We start from the raw sequence: 20,946 nt of genomic DNA, 5'->3' as shown, positions 1-20,946 counted from the left end.
AATGGCCTTTTATTTAAATGTCTACTATAAGGGAATTATACCAAAATATAGATAAGCCTCTTTTTAATTGTTAAAATGATGAAAATACATTTGATTTTATACAAAAAGAGTGCCTCATAAACTAAAAAGTCTATTCTGAGACGCTCCCTTTTTTCTACTCTGCACAAGTAATATCAATCATTTTTTTATATTCATTTTCATTATTTAAAACATCTATACTTTTAAATTTTTCTTTCATTTTCCCTTCAATTTTTAATGAATAATCTATTGTATATGGAATAAATTTCTCTATTTCTTTTATATATTCTATAGAAAAAAATTCAGCATTATAAACTATAGAAAACAAAATTAACATTAAGCAATCATTCTTTATCATAGTTATTACAGATTCATTTTTATTGTTAATTTTAAAACTATCTATTAACTCAATAGTAAAATTTATTAGTTTATTTACAACTTTATCTAAAGTACCCTCTTTTGCCATCTCTGTAATAATAGTTTTATGGTTGTATTTTAAATCTTCTTTTATATCCTGTAAATCATCAGATATTTGTAATAAAAATCCATAGCCGATACAAAACTCTATTTCTTCCTTTGTCATCAATCCACTTATTAAATATCCATCTACTAAAACAGACGAGCCACCTTTTTCAATGGAAATGGATAATAAATCTTCCTTACACAAATGATTTTCATCGTTTTGTTGTTTTAAACTCTTTACTTGACTTTTAAATATTAATAATAGTGATTCATAGACTTCTGTAAACTTTTCTCTAGAATATACACTTTCAATATAATCTATCATTTGAGATACTTTACTTTCATGATAGTTATTAGATTTAATGTGTTCTCCCAAGAGCCTTTTTTCTAACCAGTTATTAAATAAAATCTTATCAGTTTTATTTATACTTGTATTGTCTAAATAATTATCAGTATATGGATATAACATGCTATATGCAAAGTTAGCTTTTGAATAATAGACCTCTTTACCAAATAATAATTGTAATGCATTTGAAATCCATACATTCCTCATAGCTTGCATAATATCCCCTATAGGTAAATCACCATCAAATTTTCTAGCATCTCTAATAAATTGTTTTGTTATATCTAAAAATTTTTTTCTATCTTCCACATCCATTTTTTCTAACTTAAAAATATTTTCTTTTTCTAATGTCTTTTGTAAGAAAGCTTCACCCTTTTTTGCCCACATTTTTCTCAATACAAAGTCACTTGGATACTTTTCTAAATGAACTGATATTGTATTTATCAATTTATCCAATTCTTTTTCACTCTTTTTTTGTGAATCCTTACTATATGTTTCTATATTGTCAAATAATTCAACACTTAAATTATTCCATGTATTCTCACACTCTTTACAATAATATTTAAATATATCCCTCAAATCCATTTAACAGCCCTACTTTCATGCCTAAATTATATGCTATATTATACCAGTACATATAACTAATATACAATTAAAATTATAATTGTGTATAATAATAACTTTAAAATTATTTATTTTTTAGTTTAGCTAATGCTTCTGCAAATGGATTATTAAATGTTTCTTGATTTTTATTTTGATTTTTTAAATATTGATTAACATCTTTTTTTGATGCCTTCTTTTTTTCTTCTTGCTTTCTCTTATTGAAAGAAGAAAGCTTTTCTCTGTATCCACAGCTACAAGTGAAGATTCTTCCCTCACCTTCTCCACGAAGTTCTAATTTTTTATGACAGTTAGGGCATCTTGAATTAGTTACTTGTGATATAGTTTTTCTAGTGTTACACTCTCTATCTTCACAAATCAGCATTTTGCCTTTCTTACCATTTACCTCTAACATGAATTTACCACACTCTGGACATCTATTTTTAGTTAAGTTATCATGTTTAAATTTATTATCACTATTTTTTATTTCTAAAACAATATCTTTTGAATAATCTTTCATGTTATTTATAAAGGTATCTTTACTAAGTTTTCCCTTTGAAATATCCAATAACTTCTTTTCCCATGAAGCTGTAAGTTCTGGTGTCTTCAAATCTATCGGAACTAAATCTAATAATTGTCTACCTTTTGATGTTATATATATATCTTTATTTTTCTTTTCCATTAAAAATGAATTGAATAATTTTTCTATTATATCTGCTCTTGTAGCAACTGTCCCAAGACCATTTTTTTCCATAGCTGTCAATAATGTACCCTCATTTAAGTATGGTGGTGGATTTGTTTTACCTGAATTTATCTTTAATCCCTTAACTTTAAGTATGTCTTTTTCTAAAACATTTGGTATACTTTCATACTCATCTTCATCTTCAATATCTTTATAATTTTCCTTCCAACCTAAATTTATTACTTTATTTCCCTTAGCCTTAAATATTTCGCCTTCTACAGTTGCATTTATAGTTGTCTGTTCATATTCAAAAGGAGGAGACAGTACTGCTAAAAATCTTTTTACTACAAGATTATATATTTTTCGCTCTTTATCACTAAAATCACTCATAAAGACTTTCTGCTCCGTTGGTATTATTGCATGATGGTCTGTTACCTTTGAATTATCAACAAATGATTTATTAGCTGTAATATTACTTTTTAATAATTTATTACAAATTTTTGAATAATCGCTAACATTTACAGCTTTTATTCTATCTTTCAATGTTCCAACAATATCTGAAGTTAGGTATCTAGAATCAGTTCTAGGATAAGTAAGTACTTTATGATACTCATATAGTTTTTGCATTATAGATAATGTTTCTTTTGCTGAAAATCCAAACATTTTATTTGCATCTCTTTGTAACTCTGTTAAATCATAGAGTGCAGGTGAATATTTTTTCTTATATGACTTACTTACTTCAGATATTTTTATGTCTAAATTTTTTATTTTTTCCAATATGCTCTCTATCTTTTCCTTACTAAATGTTGAGGAGCCACTATTCTTATCATTCCAAATAAACTTTATATCTGAACTTCCCTTTGTAGCGATTAATTCCAATCCATAATACTCTTTAGGTTTGAAATTTCTTATTTCCTCTTCTCTCTTAAGCAACATTGCAAGAGTAGGAGTTTGAACTCTTCCACAAGAAAGTTGTGCATTGTACTTTGTTGTCAAAGCTCTAGTTGCATTTATTCCAATAATCCAATCAGCTTCTGCTCGTGCTATTGCTGAATAGTATAAATTTTCATATTCTTTTCCAGCTTTTAATTTCGCAAATCCTTCTTTTATTGCTTTGTCTGTACTTGAAGAAATCCAAAGGCGCTTTAGAGGTTTTTTTACTTGTGATTTTTCTATTATCCACCTTGCTACAAGTTCTCCTTCACGACCTGCATCTGTTGCTATAACTATTTCATCTATATCATTTCTATTCATTTGAGTTTTGACTGTATTAAACTGTTTTCCACTCTTTTTTATTACAACAGTCTTCAGGTGCTTAGGAAGTATTGGCAAGTCTTCTAAGCTCCATGATTTATATCTTTCTCCATAACTTTCAGGGTCAGCAAGTGTAACTAAATGACCTAATGCCCAAGTTACCACATACTTTGAACCCTCTATATATCCGTTTTTTTCATTTTTTGACCCTAAAACTTTTGCTATATCTCTTCCAACAGAAGGCTTTTCTGCCAGTACTAATACTTTTCCCATCTAAAAATACTTCCTTTCTCTATGCTTAATCTCATATTACGATTAAAATCTAAATAAATAGAACTTTTCTTAATATCGTAACTATAATATTACCATAATTTAATCATATCTAATTAATTATTTAAAACTTTCTTATTTTTTTATTTAAAACTTATCTTATTTCTAATTTGTATACCTATTATAGAATCCATTTTCACGTATATTACTTATATTAATATTATTAATACAATAAGCTATGACAAATCAATATCCGGTTAAGATTTTATAGAAGAGTTGCTATACAGCACACCGAAGGAGTAACACTCTCAGGTACTTTTAAAAGTAGGACTGTAAAATTTACGGAACTCTGGAGAGACCCATTATGGGCGCCGAAGGGGCAAGGCTTTTATGCTCAATCTCTCAGGCAAAAGGACAGGGATTATCTACCAAAACTAGTATTTATTAATACTTTTATTTTGGTTGCTAATTAGTGTATATCCAGAGCTGAATCTTTTTTAGATTTAGCTTTTTTTATTACACTAGAAATTATTAATAAATTATACTTATTTCCTGTCAATTACTTCATTAAAAATTCTATTGATTATGTAAAGCAAAAAAATGAGGGAGTGTTTTTATGAATCTAATTGATGTTTTAAACAAAGTTGATGCTTTTATTTGGGGACCACCCCTACTAGTATTGCTAGTTGGTACTGGTATACTACTTACTGTTAAACTTGGAGTTATACAAATAATTAAACTTCCAAGAGCTCTTAAGTTAATATTCTCTGCTGAAAACAAAGGTAGTGGTGATGTTTCAAGTTTTGCAGCTTTATGTACTGCACTAGCTGCTACAGTTGGTACTGGTAATATTGTTGGTGTTGCTACAGCTATTAAAGCTGGTGGACCTGGTGCACTTTTTTGGATGTGGATAGCAGCTTTCTTTGGAATGGCTACTAAGTATTCAGAAGGTGTTCTTGCAATAAAATACAGAACTAAAGATAAAAATGGTCAAGTGTCTGGTGGACCAATGTACTACATAGTAAATGGTATGGGGGAAAAATGGAGACCTCTTGCAATATTTTTCGCTATAAGTGGTATATTAGTTGCACTTTTAGGAATAGGTACTTTTACTCAAGTAAATTCAATAACAGATGCTATAAATAATAGTTTTGGAGTAGACCCTAGAATCACAGGTGTTGTATTAGCAGTATTTGTAGCTTTAGTTGTATTTGGAGGTCTTAAAAGTATATCTAATGTAGCTACTAAGATAGTACCTTTTATGGCGGTTATATATATCGTAATCTGTGGAATCATTTTACTATCTTTTTGGAATAAAATTCCTGAAACTTTTATGCTAATAATCAAAAGTGCATTTACACCTACTGCTGCTACTGGTGGTTTTCTAGGAGCAACTATGTCGCTAGCAATTAGAAATGGTATAGCTCGTGGTGTATTTTCAAATGAATCTGGTCTAGGTAGTGCTCCAATAGCTGCAGCAGCTGCTAAAACTGAATGGCCAGCAGAACAAGGTCTTATATCTATGACAGGTACTTTTATAGACACTATTATAATCTGTACTCTTACTGGATTCTCTCTTGTTATTTCAGGAGTATGGTGTTCAGACCTAAATGGAGCTGTTATGACACAAGCAGCTTTTAATGGAGCAATTCCTACATTTGGACCAATATTACTTACAGTTAGTTTAACATTATTTGCATTTACTACAATTTTAGGATGGAGTTATTATGGAGAAAGATGTTTTGAATTCCTATTTGGTGTAAGAGGTATGAATGGGTATAGAACTGTATTTGTAGCTATGGTGTTATTAGGTGCATTCTTAAAATTAGAAGTTGTTTGGATAATTGCTGATATCGTAAATGGACTTATGGCAATACCTAACCTGATAGCTTTACTTGCACTATCTCCTATAATAGTCTCTGAAACTAAAAAATATTTTGAACATATAAATTCTCCAGAAAATCAGATAAAGAAAAATGCATAAATAAAAAGTATAGAATTCCAAGTCAATTTTATATGACTTTGGAATTCTATATTCTTTTTAAAAAATATAGTAATTAATATAAGATAAGATAGTAATTGACATAAATAGTACATATATTTTAATTAATCACTTCAATAAAAATTGCTTAGATTAAAATTTTATTTCTTCTGGGTATTTCCATGAGTTAAATTCATCAACATCTACTACTTCAAGCTCTTTAAACTGATTTAACACTAAAGACCGATAATATATTTCTGCTACCTCTTCTACATATCTTGATTTTAATAATGCCTCATCTAAATCATCACCTACAGTTGTTAGACCATGCCTTTCTAGTAAACATGCATCTGTATCTAACAATAATTTTGAAACACTTTTAGCTAATTTTAAAGTTCCTGGTCTTTCATATGGAGCAATATCTACATAACCACCATAGTTAACTGATTCATATACAATTGGTATAATTGGTTTCTTTGCTACTGAAAATGTTGTTGCATATAAAGAATGAGTATGTGATATAGCATTTACATTTTCCCTTATTTTATATATTTCAATATGCATCAACACCTCACTACTTGGTTTAATGCCTTTCTGAACCTCTATTATATTTCCATCTAAATCTAAAACACAAATATGCTCAACTTTTAATTCTTCTCTTCCTATACCTGAGGGTGTTATAAGTATATATCCAGTACCTTTATCTCTAATACTAAAATTACCAGCTTTTTCTTTACATAAACCATAATGTTCTGCTTTAATTGCTATTTCCACAATTTTGACCTTTAAAGACTCTAGCATAATTCACCTCCAAGTAATTATTTTTGACCATAGTATGCATTTTTTCCATGCTTTCTTGAAAAATGCTTATTCATAAGTACCTTCTCCATAATATTATCAGGACTCATTAACTCTGTATAATAGGCCATCTTTGCAACTTCTTCTAAAACTACTGCATTATGGACAGCCTCATTTGCACTTTTTCCCCATGTAAAAGGTCCATGGTCATTCACAATTATTCCTGGACAATGAATTGGGTTTTTTCCCATAAATTCTTCAACAATTACATTTCCAGTTTCTTTTTCGTATTCACTGCAAATTTCTTCTTTAGTCATTTTTCTGGTACATGGTATACTTCCATAAAAATAATCTGCATGAGTAGTACCACATGCTGGTATAGATTTCCCTATTTGAGCCCATATTGTGGCCCAACTTGAATGTGTATGTACGATTCCCCCTAACTCTTCAAATTCTTTATATAAAACTAGATGAGTTGGAGTATCTGAAGAAGGTCTTAATTTACCATCAACTACATTTCCGTCTAAGTCAACTACTACCATATCTTCTACAGCCATACTACTATACTCTACACCACTTGGTTTTATGACTACTAATCCTTTTTCTCTATCTATCCCACTTACATTTCCCCAAGTATAAGTAATTAGTCCTTTCTCAGGTAATTCTAAATTTGCTTTTAATACCTCTTCTTTTAAATTTTCTAACATTTTTCTTCCTCCTATATTTTATTTGGAAAAATTATTTTTATTTTATTTAATGTCGTAATTATAAAATTTAATAATTTTTTATATTTATTTATTAAATTTTTATATTTCTACTAGGATTTTATTAAAATTAATCTCTCTCTTGCTCATTTTACTTAAAAAATCACCAACTTCATTAAGACCTATTCTATGTGAAATCATCGGTTTAAAAACAATATCACCTTTTCCCATAAAATCCAAAGTTGCTCTCCATGCTCTTCCAGGATAAGGACTTGTATATGAATTCCAAGAACCTTTCAAAGTAAGTTCCCCACGTAATATACACTCAGTAGCTTCTACACCGAGTGGCAATTCTGTGTGTGATATACCCACAAACACTATAGTTCCTCTCTTTTTTGCTACAAGCAGAGATTGTTCTTGTGTAAATCTGCTACCAGCAGTCTCTATTACAACATCAGCACCACCATTTGTTATTTTTTTTATTTCTTTAATTACATTTACTTCTTTTGAATTCAATGTATAATTCGCTCCTAAAGACTTAGAAATTTCTAACTTTTCATTAAATATATCAACAGCTATAATCTTAGATGCTCCAAACACCTTTGCCCATTGTATAGTAAATTGACCTATTGGACCACATCCCAGCACAACTACACTATCTCCTACTTTAATATCGGACTTTGAAATCCCATGATAAGCTATAGTTGCTGGTTCAATTCCAGCAGCAGTTTCATAGTCTAATGTATCTGGTAGTTTTAAAATATGTTCTTCTGGAACTCTTACATACTCTGCCAATGCTCCATTTACTCTTGTTCCAATTATATTGTAATCATCACACAAACCAAAATTACCTTCCTTACAGTAGTCACATTCTCCACAAGGTACTAATGGTGCAACAGCTACTCTATCCCCTATATTAATATGTTTTACTTTTTCTCCAATTTTAACAACTTCACCAGAAAATTCATGCCCTAAAATTAATGGATATGATGTATTTCCACTCAAACCACTTACCATAGACCTAGGTAAATCTGAACCACATATTCCAACATACTTTACATTTACAAGTACTTCTGTATTTGTTATTTCTGGTATACCTACCATTTCGTATCTGACATCACCTACATTGTATAATACTGATGCTCTCATTTTATCTTCCATATAAATATCTCCTTTCATGCTATATAACTCTATATAGCAATATCTATGCCATACAAAAGATAAATAGTTTATTCAGGTAAATACCTTATATACAAGGCATTTTGTCAATGAGAATTACATTTTATAAAATCAAATTACATTACTGTATAGACATAAAAAAATATGTTTTTAATATCATGCTATACAGAAAAAGTTAAATAAATACAAAAAATTATAATTGCAAATATTACCAAAATAAAAAGAAGTTTACATTTCATTTAAATATTTCTCAGATATTATCTGATACTTATATAAAATCAGCTATAAACTCCTTTATTTACTATTATCTCATTTTTATAAACTTAAACTATTACAGGCTCTTCTTCTATATTCTTAAGTGCTTGTTTTTCTAGATATTCGAGTATGCCTGCTTTATTCTTTCTAAATAATGCCCACAGAACAAAGTAAATTACAACTACAAGACCTATATAAATTGGATTTGCACTTAGAAATGCAAAGAAAACTAATCCCATCAAAGGTTTTCCTAGTATATTAAAACTTGTTATCAACATTGCTCCTGCTGGTATGGCAACCCCTATACTTGTAGCCATATCTGTGAATAATGGTGCTGTAGATGTACAAATATATAATCCTAGTCCAAACCAAATTATACCTGAAACTAATACTTTTGGTATATTACCATTATGTATAGCAACTAGACCTTGCACCATATATGGAATTGCCAATAAATCTACAACTGGTAATACCTTATTATCAGGAAGTATCATAGCGATTACAAGCATTATTGGAATTAATATAAGACCTGATATCAGAGTTGCAGGTTCACCATATCCAACAGCATCATTCACTGCTATATACCACTCACGGTTTCCAGCTTTTTGCATAATCTTTCTAGCTGCTTCTGTTATAGGTGCAAATGCTTGAGCAAACATACTTGCTACTTTAGGGAAGATTGCCATGACAGCACTTGTAGATATACCTACTTTCATTATTTCTCCCCAAGCTTCCATAGTAGTTATTCTTGTCATATTACCTAATATACCTATAAACATCCCTAAAAAAAGCCCTAGAGTAATTGGTTCACCTAAGAATCCTAATTTTTTCTCTAATTCTTTAGGATTTAATTTTATTTTGTTTAGTCCTAATTTGTTGTATATAGGGTCTGCAAATACTGCAAACACAGAAGCTTCAACATTATGCATGGCTATTATTGTACAATTAGGGTATCTATAGTAACTAGACCATCTCTTTGCAACTAACTCTGATATTAACAAACTATATAAGTTTAATAAAACCATACATGCTATACCTAAAGGAAAATTTCCTGTTACTCCTATGACCATTGCTCCCCATACCATATAAGAATAGTTATTCCATAAATCCGATGGTTGAAACACGTCTGTCCATTTTATCAAAAATAAAATTGTTTGTAATAATATTCCAAGACCTAAATATATCATACCTGCACTTGTTGAAAATGCAACCAACGATGTGGCTTGCCAACCAACATCAAAAACCGGTAGATTTACTCCTGTACTCTCAACCATCCTATTGATAACTGGTGTTATTATTGGTGTAAATGAATTTAAAATCAGTGTAAAACCTTGTAAAGCAACTCCTGCATATACAGCAGAAAGAAACGATTTCTTAGTAGTTACTTTAAATATCTTTGCTATTATGAATATTATAATTGGAACTATAATTGCAGAACCAAATGTATCGATTATAGATTTCATAAATTCTAACATCTTTTATCCTCCTATTTATAAAATTAATTGGTTACTTGTCTATCCCTTCAATAACATTTAAAACTTCTTCAAAGAATGCTTCTTCCCCTATGCCAGTTAGGCAAGCAAATGCATTTATAGTTGGTATTCCATAATCCCCTGTTTGAAGTGGACTAGTAAAGGTTATAAAGTCAAATCTTCCTGATTGTGCTAAATTTAGTGCTTCTGTTGGTCTAGTTTCTGTTGTAGTAATAGAAATTCCCTTATTTCCTAATACTTCTTTTAATTTACCTGCTACCATTGATGATGTAACTGTTCCTGAACCACAAACTGATAATACATTAAACTGTTTCATAATAATTTCCTCCTAATTTTTTACTCTAAATTTTTATTTTATATAGATTAAACCTATTTAGAAAATAATACTTACTTTGATTGTTTAAATTTTAATTTTTTATTTCTAAGATTTTTCTACATTAGATTTCTATAAAATCCAATAATTTAGCTACTTCTTCCTTTGTTGATGCATTTTTTATATTTTTTAACAGCTTTATATTTTGAAAAACTGACATTAAATCTTTTAATAGTTTTACTTGTGAATCTGGATTCTTTACTGCTAATAAAAATACAAGTTCTACATCAAGTCTATCTGTTGGGTCTATCATTGAATTAAACTTTACTGGCTTTTTCAATATGCCCACAGCTACATTAGATTCATTTACATGTTTTGAATCTGTGTGTGGAATAGCAACACACATTTCGCCAATATTGAGACCTGTTGGTAATGTCTTTTCTCTTTCCAAGACAGCATTTATATATGTATCTTTTACATATTCTTTTTGATACATTATATTTCCTAATTCTTCAATAACATTTTCATAATCATTAGATTCTAAACCTAATGATATTAAATCTACATTCATTACTCTGACTCCTCTCAATTTTTTTTGCTATAGCTACAGATGTTTAAATTTATCAAATATAATATTTCTGAAATCCTCTTTATTAAAACACTTATTAGCATTATTCATAAATTCCTCATCTTTTAATATCTCAAGAACATTTTTAACAACTTCTTTATCATTAGCCTGAAAAACTGGCATAAATATAAAATTTACATTGCCTACACCCCAGTCAATGGGATTCTTTAGTTTGACAAAAACAAATCTTGTACTATTTACAGTAGAAGAATCTCCATGAGGCACACCTACAGCTCCTTTAGAATATGTTGGAAGCATCTCTTCTCTATGTAAAACTGAATCTAAGTAGTCTTTTTCTACATATTCTTTATTTATAAGAATTGAACATACATATTCTAATAAATCCTTTTTAAAGTATATATCTGGTTCAAAAATTACTAAATCTTCATCAAGCATTCTTTCATACGATTTAGTAAATTTGTCATCTTGTTGTTTTGATTTTGATAGATAAATATCCAAATTTTTAAAAAGTTCTTTATTATATGGTATGAAATTTATACCTGCTATCTTAGGATTTATTGTCCCAATAATAGCTAATATATTGTTTGTCTCCTTTAGATTTTCAATTTTATAAAATAGATTTTCATCTAATGCACTCATTTGATAGCATTTAGTATTATCATACTTTTCTTCCAATGTTTTACTTATGTACTTAGCAGTTCCTTCTCCAGTAAGACACAAAGTTACAATTGCATTTGATTTATCTATGTGTTTTTCCAATTCATAGTTATACCCCATCCTATCTTTTAACAAAGAAAAAAACATTTCATCCAACTCTTCATCTCCCATAGAAACTTTTCTAGCTGCTTCTAGTGCCATTAAGAGGTCTACTCTATCAATAGTTTTAGTATTTATATTAGTTCTCTTATTTACTATTTGTCCTATGTTTGTAAGTGAACCAATGTCTACCAAAAATAATATACCTTTTCCTTGGTCTATTATTTTTGACAATTCTACTGCCTTATTGTATATGTTTATTGGTTTTTCATCTAAAGGCATATCTATAGCCACAGGAAACTTTACGCCTAAAAGCTCTTTAACTACATTTACAGTCTCTGTAGCTATGCGTCCATGAGAAATTATTATTAACCCTACTTTATCTTTTTTTACTTCATTTTTTAGAGCTGACTTTATATAGAGTGTTATAAATCCAACTTCATCATCTGGAATCTTAACCCCAATTGATTCTTCGATTTTTATTGCAAAACTTTTACCAATTTCATATTCTTTTGAAAAGTCAATTCTTATTTTTTCTAAATTTACATTTATTATCTTTTGATTTAGTTTAATTCTTTTTATAGCTTCTTCTAAGTGTATCGCTAGATATTTAAACATATTTTTATTTACTTCTAAATTGATATTTTTTTCAACTATATCATTCATAAGTTCTTTTACCAGTTTTACTAAACTATCACTTACAAAACTATTTAAATCACTCATTGAAAAAATCTCTTCATCACTACTTAGATTGAACTCTAAGTCAGCAAATCTATTTAAAATAAAAGTCCATAAAATATTCTCTATGTCTATATCTTCAATATCTAGATATTTTAAGTCATAATACTTCTTTTCAATTGTTTTGTATATATCCTCTGGTAATATATACTCATCATTCAAAAGATTTCCTTTTATTGATGATTCTTCTAAATTAAATGGTATAAATATAGCATTTTTTAAATATTTTCTTATCTCTATGTATTCAATTTCTTGAAAGGCTGCATCTTTAAAAGAATCTTTAAGCTTCAAAACTTCATTTATATCTACTACTACTATCGATTCATTCTCTTCATCTTTAGAATTTATAAACTTCATAAAAGCTCTTGCACAAAGAACCTGAATCATATTTTGTAATTGTCCTATGTTTCCACTAAACTTTTTTAGTGTAAGTATTTCAATCACATTTTTATCTACAAATATTTTTGCACTTATTCTGTTACACTCTTGTTGAAAGATATTGTATATAAGGTCTATTTTCTCTTTTAGTAATCTATCATGTAATGGTGGCAAAGTTATTAGCATTGGTATTCTTCTTCTAAATGTTAATAATAAATTAGTCTCTACATTTTCAGTAGTTGCTCCAATCAACATAATACTTACTTTTCTTTCAGCATTGGTTTCACCTAATCTTCTAAATTTTCCTCTATCTAAGATAGAAAATAGTATTTCTTGACCTTTTGGAGGCAATCTATGTATTTCATCTAAAAATAAAACTCCTTCATCAGCTTCTTCTACAAGACCTGGTGCATCATATTCAGCTCCAGTAAATGCACCTTTTTTATATCCAAATAACAAAGACAATAATAATTGTGGATTGTCACTATAATCAGCACAATTAAATACAACAAAATTGGAACTCTCTTTTATTATTTTTTTCTGCTTTGCAAACTCATACATATGTCTAGAAAATAAACTCTTACCAACTCCACTTTCTCCCACAATCAATGTAGGCAATCCTTTGGGTGGGTACAATATAGCAGATTTAGCCTGCTCTACAGCATTTCTAAGACTCCCTTTATTTCCTATTAGAGTTTCAAATGGGTCACTCGATTCTTCTTTAGTTGCCTCTACTACATCCATTTCTAAACTTTCTTTAGGTAAAAGTTCCTCTACAACTCTTCTGGATATATTAAAACCTTCTGTCATCAATTCTCTTGTGATTTCTGATATAGAAATATTCTTATTTTTTTGTAATATTGATGAAATTGCTGATTTCAGATAGGGATATCTTCTTTGCCTTGAATTACTTATATTAAGCTCTTTTCTCAAATTAGTTATATTCTCTCTAGTTGTGCTTAAAAATTTTGCTATTTGAACATCTGTTAATGGATCTTTTTTATTTTCTGTATTTATGATGTTTAAAAGCTTATCTCTCAACTCCATGCTTAATAACTCCTTTCTTGATAAATATATAAGCAACTACCATGCCATACTTACTTTAATATTTTTTACTACTCAAACCCTGTAAGTAACTAGATGTTATAAGTATTTATACATTTTGATAAGCATTTACATTTTGTATATTTAGTAATTTACTAAATGTATTAGCTATTTATAATCTTAAATAATTTAATCCTTTGTTTAAATTATAATGTAAAAAGCTTTATAAATTTATGATTGAAAAACTTACTCAATCAGATATAATAGTACATATCTACTCAACAATAAGAGTTGCAATAAACTGTGTTTTTAACTCTTTCTGTTTTAAAATTTTACATTTATATAATAGTATATCTATTTATATATATAAGATTTTAGCTATATACATAGCTTTAATATGATTTTATATGGCGTATTATACTATTTTAACTTAAAAATTAATTCAATTCTTGTAAGAATATTGTTTGGAAAAAATCAAATTAATAACGAGAGGTGAAAACTTATGCCAATTAATTCTTTTGAAAATTATCCTATGAGTTGGAAACCAAAACGGCCTTCAAAAGGACAAATATTATATAAAGCTATCGCAGAGCAATTAGAGCAAGATATCAACAATGGATTTTTATTGCCAGGTACTAAATTGCCTCCTCAACGTGAATTGGCAGATTTCCTAGATGTTAATGTCAGCACTATCTCTAGAGCTTTTAAAATTTGTGAAAAAAAAGGATTAATAAGTGGAGTTACAGGAAGTGGAACCTTTGTGTCTTATGATGCACGTTCAAATCTATTCTTAATGTCGAGTAATAGCAAAATTACATTTATTGAAATGGGCACAATGAATCCAGATTTCACACTAGAAGAAATGAATACTTTATTTAAACATATAATTAAAGAAATAGATTTTAAAACGATATTCCAGTATGGACAAAGAGATGGTGCTAAATGGCAAAAAGAAGCTATTGTCAAATTAATTTATAAGGCTGGGCTTGAAACTACAGCAGATAGCTTACTTCCTGCAAGTGGTGGACAAAATGCGATTGTAGCTATTTTAGCAGGTCTATTTCAACATGGAGATAGAATAGGTGTAGACCCATTAACTTATCCTGGAATAAAAACAGCAGCTAAAATGCTTGGAATACAACTAATTCCAATTAAACAAGGGAATGGTGAAATTAGTGAGGAAGGCTTATTATATTCTTGCAAAAATGAAAATATTAAAGGTCTATACATAATACCAGATTATCAAAATCCAACTACACATATAATGTCAAAAAATGGGCGAAAAATGATTGCAAATATTGCTTCTAAATACAACTTAATTGTGATTGAGGATGCTATTCATAGTTTACTTAATGAAGCACATTTAAATCCAGTAGCTTCCTATATACCCAATCAAACAATTTATATTACAAGTTTATCAAAAATTATTGCACCTAGTCTACGATTAGCATATATCTCTACACCTAAACAGTATCGAGAAGCATTATCAGATGCGTTATACAATATTAATTTGTCTCAATCTTATTTTTTAACAGAAATTGCTTATCGTATGATTACATCAGGAGAAGCTGATAAATTAATTAATGCACGTCGTAAATCTGCAAGAAGAAGAAATAAGATTATTAATCAATATTTATCTGGTTATAATCTTTTAGGGAGTGAAGAATGTATATTTAGATGGTTGATTCTTCCTGATGGTATAATGGCAGAAAAATTTGAAATACAAGCACTTAAAGAAGGTGTACAAGTTTATGCATCTGAGCGTTTTGCTGTTGGTAAAGAAAAACCGATTTCTGCAATAAGAATAGCGGTATGTGCTACAGAAAGTACAGAAGAACTTAAAGCTGGTCTGACTGTATTAAAAAAATTATTAGAAGAGGAAAGATAATTGTATTGCACACAATATTTTAATTGTGTGTATTTTTTTTTGTTGTTACAATGAAATTACACCAGATAATAATTAATTATAGAGATTAACATATATTATTACATCATAATAACAAATAGATAAAATTCAATAGTATTTTAGAATTATCTTGTTTTTATATAGTAATTTATATATTAATCCAAATTTATTTTTAAGTATGATTGCAATTATACAATTAATCTATTTTTATCTTTTTTTAATATATTTAATACAAAAGGAGTGATTTATTATGGAAAGAACTCAACAATTAAGAGAAAGCTTCATTGCTTCAATTCCAATATTTTTAGGTTACATACCTATAGGTATAGTAGGAGGAATACTATTACAAAAATCTGATCTTTCACCTTTTCAAATAGCATTAATGGTAACTCTGGTATTTGGAGGAAGTTCTCAATTCATTGCAGCTTCAATGATTTCTACTGGTGCAAGTGTAACATCTATTGTTTTGACTACATTTATAGTTAATTTAAGACATTTTCTAATGAGTTCTAATTTGAATATGTACATAAAAAATAAAAGCCCAAAATTTATATTGCCATTTTGTCACACTATAACAGATGAAACTTTTGCGGTTAATTATGAAAAATTTACTACTGGAAATTGGTCTGATAAAAATGCTATTTATCTCAATTTCTTCTGTTTAATTTCATCAGTTTTAGCTAATTTTATTGGAGCATTTCTAGGAGAAAGTATATCTATAGACAGTTCCATTTCTGGCTTCATATTGACTTCTATGTTTATAGCCTTAATAGTTTCTCAAATAAAAAATAAAATTTATATTTTAGTATTTATATCATCAATTATTATTTCTGTTATTTTATATGCATTATTCAAAAGTAATTTAGTAATAATAGTTTCATCGATTTTAGCATCTTTAATTGGTTTCTTTATAGAAGAATCTTACTATAAAAAGGAGGAATCTTATGAATAATAATTATATATTTTTTATTATAATTGGAATGTACATTGTTACATATCTACCAAGGGTTCTTCCTATGTTAATTTTCTCAAAAAAAGAGATGCCTGAGTTTTTGAAAAAAATCATGAAATTTATACCTGTGGCAATACTTACTTCCTTAACTGCTAAAGATGTATTTTTTAATGGAGATAACCTATATTTATCTATAACGAACCCTAAAATTATATCTTTTATGATTGTACTTCTTGTTGCATATAGATTTAAATCTATTGGTATTTCTATTATTACAGGTGTGATATCTATATATCTATTTGGCATTATCATATGATACTTTAATAATATTTTATTGTATAAATTATGTGTACAATTTTAATTTAATTTGTTATTTTGTTAATTTCAAATAAAAAACAGAGTGACTTAAAGTTACTCTGTTTTTACATTTCATCCTCTACTGTCAATGTTCTAATGTCTTATAGTGAAAGCTTCTGATGGTTATTCACAAAAAATATACGTATACTTAAATATTATCTAAGTCCATATTTGTTACTTCTTCTTCATATTTTTGAAACTCTAAATTTGCTTTAAATAAATCTCCATCTATTTCTATATAGAATTTTCCACCTTGTAAATTTACTAAATCTCTTGCAATAGCAAGTCCTAATCCACTACCTTCAGTATTTCTTGATTCATCAGCCCTTTTAAATCTTTCCATAATCTCACTTGGGTCAAAATTTAATTCATAAGAAGATATATTTTTCATAGTCACCTTTACATTTTCAACACAATCATATACATCAATATATACTCTAGTTCCTTCTAAAGAATATTTTGCTATATTAGACAAAAGATTTTCAAATACTCTATACATTCTTCTTCCATCTGCCCATATATACACCTTATCATTTGGAACATTTAATTTTATATATAAATTATTTTTAGATAATTTTTCTTCAAGTTCACCTATACTTTGTCTTAAGAGTTGCACTAAATCAATCTTACTAATTTGTAATTCTATATTACCACTACTTACTCTACTAGCTTCAAATAAATCTTCTATCAATAATTTTAGTCGTTTTGACTTTGACTCAAGTACATTTATATAATCATTTATATACTTTGGTTGTATAGATTCTTCTTTTTTAATTAAATCTACATAATTTATTATCGAAGTAAGTGGAGTTTTCAAATCATGAGATACATTTGTTATAAGGTCAGACTTCATTCTTTCACTTTTTACTTGCTCTTCTATCGCTTTATCGAGACCTTCTCCAATATTATTTATATTTTCAGCTAAAGATGTAAAGTTATCATTTCCATTAATTTTTATCTTATAATCTAAATTTCCCTGTTTTATCTTTTCAGTACCTTCTATTACATAACTAAGATAGGAAAGTCTCTTAGTTATATAGATTGCAAATCCTAAAAAAATACATATAGAAAACAACAATCCTAAACTTATACTTTGAGTACTAATTACCATAATTAAAATCAAAGATGTTAACACTATTATAATAATTTTTCTTGCTAAAGATACTTTCTTTATAGCGTTAATAACCTCCTTTATAGTTTTTATTAACCATAAAATCACTCTTACTATGATACTTGACTTAAATATGCATATTTTACTTTCTAAATAACTTAATTGAACATTTATAAAAAATATATTATTTGATACTACCAATAAAGATAAAGAAGCCAGCATAATGACATAAATATGATAAGATATATCAAAAGCATACATAATTAAAATTGCTATTGAAATATATACCAGTATTACATTAAATTCCATAGGTATCTTATTATATATTAGTAAAAATATGTTATTTCTTTTTAAAACTTTACATTTTATTCTGCTGTATAAAATTATAGATAATAAACATATAATTGATAAACTTAAACTAGCTACAAAAAATAATCTTACTTTTTCTGTAGCTTGTTTAAATATTTGAAAGTCAGTATATACTATTCCATCTTCTATAGTTGGCTCTTCTGGAAAAGATACATATGCCTCAAAAGCTTCATCTACTCCATTTCGTTCCATACTCAGATTATTCAGTTTAAACTTTTTTCCATTTATTGTTTTAATAATATATGAGCTCTTTCCTACATTATTTATTATCTCTATATTACAATAGCTCTTAGTTTTTTGCTTAAAATCATCTAAATTGTCATATGATGTATTTGAATAAAATGCTCCTGTAAATGTATCAATAACATACACTTTTATATTTTTTAGATAACCTAAATATTCTTCAGGAGTTTGTTTATTACTCATGATTTTATCATACTCAGAGTCACTAATACTTAAATCTATACTTTTACCTTTTGTTTGGCGATACTCATAATTTAATTTACTTTTTTCTCCACTAGTTAACAGACTACCCACAGATAGCTTAAAATTGGATAACAAAATTGGCATTGTTCCTTCATCAAATATATTACTGTCATAAAAATCATCAGATATATTAAAAATCCCACTTTTTGTAGAAGTCCTTTGTATATTGTATTTAGGTTCAGCAAGCCCTATTGTTACCAACAATATAGTTAATGGAAATGAGATAGATATTATGATTAATGAGACTAACTTTAATGCTCTATATTTTTCCAAGTTGCTCACCTCATCTACATTGTCAGTATCTTATATAAAATAAAGTTTAAAAAAAGCATAATCCCCATAGAGTAAATTAAACTATCAGAGAAAAAGTTAAAACATATTAGAATTCCTAACATCTGTGTAAATGTAAAAATAATTAAAATCAAAATACAATTAAATATTAAACTCTTTTCTTTTACAATTTTTCCACTAAAATTTTTCAATCTTATAACCAACTCCCCACACCACCTTTAAAAATCTTGGTTCTTTTGGATTTATTTCAATCTTTTCTCTTATTCGTCTAATATGTACTGCGACTGTATTTTCTGAATTAAAACTTTCCTCATTCCATACCTTTTCGTATATCTCATCTATTGAGAAAACTCGTCCTTTATTTTCTAAAAGAAGCTCAATGATTTTATACTCAATTGGAGTCATTTTTATGTTTTCACCATCAATTTTTACTTCTTTTGTTAGTGTATTTAACTCCAAAGTTCCACTTTTTAAAATTTCTTTACATGTATCTTCATAATTGCCTAAAGTTACATACCGTCTTAAGTTTGATTTAACTCTAGCTATAAGCTCTAATAGATTAAATGGCTTTGTTATATAATCATCAGCTCCAATATTTAATCCTATTATTTTATCTGTATCTTCACTTTTTGCTGAAATTAAAATTATTGGTATGTTTTTTTCTTCTCGTATTTTTATAGTTGCTTTGATTCCATCTAATTTAGGCATCATTATATCCATTAATATTAGATGAATGTCATTCTCTGTTATTATTTCCAAAGCTTTCATTCCATCATATGCTTTATATATTTTAAACCCTTCTGATTTAAGATATATTTCTATTGAATCAACAATTTCTTTATCATCATCTACTACTAATATATTGTACATATTTTCACTTCCTCTATTGTATAATAATACTTATCTCTATTATACAATATCTTTTACTTCCTTTCTCAACAATGACTAAATTGTTATATTATATTGGCTTACATTTTTGTAACTTTCCCTTATAAATATATAATAGAACATAAATCTTAAGAAAATATTATCCTAAATCTTAAATATTTCTTAAGATTTAAGATAAATTGAGGCTTATTTGAATTAATTGATTTGAATTATGTTGTTTTCAGATTACTTTTATTTAAGTGTTTTGATTAGATTAAGCTGAATTGATGTATATTAATTCTTATTGAGTAGTTTTTATACATACTATCTACTATATACTATACATATTCTATTAAAATTTATATAAATATAAGACAAACCTATTTCATTTTTTTAACATGTTCAGAATAATAAACAAAATGAAGGCACAAAAAGTTATACTTTCATACCTTCACTTTGTTTGTTATGTATTTATCTGTCATTTTTATCTTTCAAATTTTTAAAATATTCTTCTAATATCATCATCTACTTTATAATCCTTACCATGTAATGCTTAAATTAAACTTTATATTGAACTTTTATGTATGTTCTTTAAAAATTCTCTTGTTTAAAAACTCTAATATTGTTTTTCACAAGTAAAATAACATTCATATATAAATTTATTAAGTTTTCAACCAAGTATGTTAAATAGTAACTAATTCTATTGTATTATTGTAATTGTAGAATAAAACTAAATCGGCAAAACTAGAG

Annotated in this window: 15 protein-coding genes and 1 riboswitch; of the genes, 4 read left to right on the top strand and 11 right to left on the bottom strand. The window is 27.7% G+C overall.

Annotated features, from left to right (window positions below; all coding sequences use genetic code 11):
- Positions 1-154: 154 nt before the first annotated feature.
- Positions 155-1,408 carry a flagellar protein FliS gene (locus tag KGF39_RS16120; protein ID WP_227823069.1) on the bottom strand — a complete coding sequence of 418 codons (1,254 nt, stop codon included), beginning with the start codon at positions 1,406-1,408 and terminating at the stop codon, positions 155-157.
- 103 nt (positions 1,409-1,511) lie between these two features.
- Positions 1,512-3,632, bottom strand: coding sequence for a DNA topoisomerase III (locus KGF39_RS16115; protein ID WP_227823068.1), 2,121 nt, complete (start codon positions 3,630-3,632; stop codon positions 1,512-1,514).
- Positions 3,633-3,968: 336 nt separating this feature from the next.
- Positions 3,969-4,057: riboswitch (glycine riboswitch) on the top strand.
- A 188-nt stretch (positions 4,058-4,245) separates the two neighbouring features.
- On the opposite strand from KGF39_RS16115, the gene KGF39_RS16110 reads away from it, so the two are divergent.
- Positions 4,246-5,613 carry an alanine/glycine:cation symporter family protein gene (locus tag KGF39_RS16110; protein ID WP_107594258.1) on the top strand — a complete coding sequence of 456 codons (1,368 nt, stop codon included), beginning with the start codon at positions 4,246-4,248 and terminating at the stop codon, positions 5,611-5,613.
- Positions 5,614-5,763: 150 nt separating this feature from the next.
- On the opposite strand, the gene KGF39_RS16105 is transcribed toward KGF39_RS16110, so the two are convergent.
- The 7 genes from KGF39_RS16105 to KGF39_RS16075 form a co-directional block, all read right to left on the bottom strand.
- The gene (locus tag KGF39_RS16105; protein ID WP_227823067.1) at positions 5,764-6,411 is read right to left on the bottom strand and encodes a class II aldolase/adducin family protein; all 648 of its coding nucleotides are present in this window, start codon (positions 6,409-6,411) and stop codon (positions 5,764-5,766) included.
- Between the two features lie 17 nt (positions 6,412-6,428).
- Positions 6,429-7,115: an L-ribulose-5-phosphate 4-epimerase gene (gene araD / locus KGF39_RS16100; protein ID WP_054274305.1), complete on the bottom strand. Its 687-nt coding sequence runs from the start codon at positions 7,113-7,115 to the stop codon at positions 6,429-6,431.
- 99 nt (positions 7,116-7,214) lie between these two features.
- A complete protein-coding gene (locus KGF39_RS16095; protein ID WP_227823066.1) occupies positions 7,215-8,273 on the bottom strand; it encodes a galactitol-1-phosphate 5-dehydrogenase in 1,059 nt (352 codons plus the stop codon).
- A 341-nt stretch (positions 8,274-8,614) separates the two neighbouring features.
- Positions 8,615-10,021: a PTS transporter subunit IIC gene (locus tag KGF39_RS16090; RefSeq protein WP_227823065.1), complete on the bottom strand. Its 1,407-nt coding sequence runs from the start codon at positions 10,019-10,021 to the stop codon at positions 8,615-8,617.
- A gap of 31 nt (positions 10,022-10,052) precedes the next feature.
- Positions 10,053-10,355: a PTS sugar transporter subunit IIB gene (locus tag KGF39_RS16085; protein WP_227823064.1), complete on the bottom strand. Its 303-nt coding sequence runs from the start codon at positions 10,353-10,355 to the stop codon at positions 10,053-10,055.
- Positions 10,356-10,476: 121 nt separating this feature from the next.
- Entirely contained in the window at positions 10,477-10,923 is a 447-nt protein-coding gene (locus KGF39_RS16080) for a PTS sugar transporter subunit IIA (protein WP_227823063.1), read from the bottom strand.
- A gap of 33 nt (positions 10,924-10,956) precedes the next feature.
- Positions 10,957-13,860: a sigma 54-interacting transcriptional regulator gene (locus KGF39_RS16075; RefSeq protein ID WP_227823062.1), complete on the bottom strand. Its 2,904-nt coding sequence runs from the start codon at positions 13,858-13,860 to the stop codon at positions 10,957-10,959.
- A gap of 499 nt (positions 13,861-14,359) precedes the next feature.
- On the opposite strand from KGF39_RS16075, the gene KGF39_RS16070 reads away from it, so the two are divergent.
- The 3 genes from KGF39_RS16070 to KGF39_RS16060 all read left to right on the top strand — a co-directional run bounded on the left by KGF39_RS16070 (position 14,360) and on the right by KGF39_RS16060 (position 17,031).
- A complete protein-coding gene (locus KGF39_RS16070) occupies positions 14,360-15,745 on the top strand; it encodes a PLP-dependent aminotransferase family protein (RefSeq protein WP_227823061.1) in 1,386 nt (461 codons plus the stop codon).
- A 268-nt stretch (positions 15,746-16,013) separates the two neighbouring features.
- Positions 16,014-16,715: an AzlC family ABC transporter permease gene (locus tag KGF39_RS16065; RefSeq protein ID WP_227823060.1), complete on the top strand. Its 702-nt coding sequence runs from the start codon at positions 16,014-16,016 to the stop codon at positions 16,713-16,715.
- Positions 16,708-17,031, top strand: a complete 324-nt coding sequence (locus KGF39_RS16060; RefSeq protein WP_054274313.1) for an AzlD domain-containing protein — start codon at positions 16,708-16,710, stop codon at positions 17,029-17,031. Before KGF39_RS16065 ends, KGF39_RS16060 begins: the two co-directional genes overlap by 8 nt.
- 189 nt (positions 17,032-17,220) lie before the next feature.
- Here KGF39_RS16060 and KGF39_RS16055 read toward each other — a convergent pair whose 3' ends face one another.
- Positions 17,221-19,311 (bottom strand): sensor histidine kinase, encoded by a 2,091-nt coding sequence (locus tag KGF39_RS16055; protein ID WP_255643557.1) that lies wholly within the window; start codon positions 19,309-19,311, stop codon positions 17,221-17,223.
- A gap of 195 nt (positions 19,312-19,506) precedes the next feature.
- On the bottom strand, positions 19,507-20,199 hold the full coding sequence (locus KGF39_RS16050; protein ID WP_054274316.1) for a response regulator transcription factor: 693 nt from the start codon (positions 20,197-20,199) through the stop codon (positions 19,507-19,509).
- Between the last annotated feature and the right edge of the window lie 747 nt (positions 20,200-20,946).

It is taken from the genome of Clostridioides sp. ZZV14-6345 (assembly GCF_020657775.1).
Taxonomy (GTDB): Bacteria; Bacillota; Clostridia; order Peptostreptococcales; family Peptostreptococcaceae; genus Clostridioides; species Clostridioides difficile_D.
This window is presented reverse-complemented; position numbering and strand designations above follow the sequence as displayed.

What these genes read in the sequence shown, in the direction of transcription:
- KGF39_RS16070 (WP_227823061.1), top strand. Translation starts at nt 14,360, where the DNA reads ATGCCAATTAATTCTTTTGAAAATTATCCTATGAGTTGGAAACCAAAA.
- KGF39_RS16105 (WP_227823067.1), bottom strand. Translation starts at nt 6,411, where the DNA reads ATGCTAGAGTCTTTAAAGGTCAAAATTGTGGAAATAGCAATTAAAGCA.
- KGF39_RS16090 (WP_227823065.1), bottom strand. Translation starts at nt 10,021, where the DNA reads ATGTTAGAATTTATGAAATCTATAATCGATACATTTGGTTCTGCAATT.
- KGF39_RS16060 (WP_054274313.1), top strand. Translation starts at nt 16,708, where the DNA reads ATGAATAATAATTATATATTTTTTATTATAATTGGAATGTACATTGTT.
- KGF39_RS16075 (WP_227823062.1), bottom strand. Translation starts at nt 13,860, where the DNA reads ATGGAGTTGAGAGATAAGCTTTTAAACATCATAAATACAGAAAATAAA.
- KGF39_RS16085 (WP_227823064.1), bottom strand. Translation starts at nt 10,355, where the DNA reads ATGAAACAGTTTAATGTATTATCAGTTTGTGGTTCAGGAACAGTTACA.
- KGF39_RS16110 (WP_107594258.1), top strand. Translation starts at nt 4,246, where the DNA reads ATGAATCTAATTGATGTTTTAAACAAAGTTGATGCTTTTATTTGGGGA.
- araD (WP_054274305.1), bottom strand. Translation starts at nt 7,115, where the DNA reads ATGTTAGAAAATTTAAAAGAAGAGGTATTAAAAGCAAATTTAGAATTA.
- KGF39_RS16120 (WP_227823069.1), bottom strand. Translation starts at nt 1,408, where the DNA reads ATGGATTTGAGGGATATATTTAAATATTATTGTAAAGAGTGTGAGAAT.
- KGF39_RS16095 (WP_227823066.1), bottom strand. Translation starts at nt 8,273, where the DNA reads ATGGAAGATAAAATGAGAGCATCAGTATTATACAATGTAGGTGATGTC.
- KGF39_RS16065 (WP_227823060.1), top strand. Translation starts at nt 16,014, where the DNA reads ATGGAAAGAACTCAACAATTAAGAGAAAGCTTCATTGCTTCAATTCCA.
- KGF39_RS16080 (WP_227823063.1), bottom strand. Translation starts at nt 10,923, where the DNA reads ATGAATGTAGATTTAATATCATTAGGTTTAGAATCTAATGATTATGAA.
- KGF39_RS16115 (WP_227823068.1), bottom strand. Translation starts at nt 3,632, where the DNA reads ATGGGAAAAGTATTAGTACTGGCAGAAAAGCCTTCTGTTGGAAGAGAT.
- KGF39_RS16050 (WP_054274316.1), bottom strand. Translation starts at nt 20,199, where the DNA reads ATGTACAATATATTAGTAGTAGATGATGATAAAGAAATTGTTGATTCA.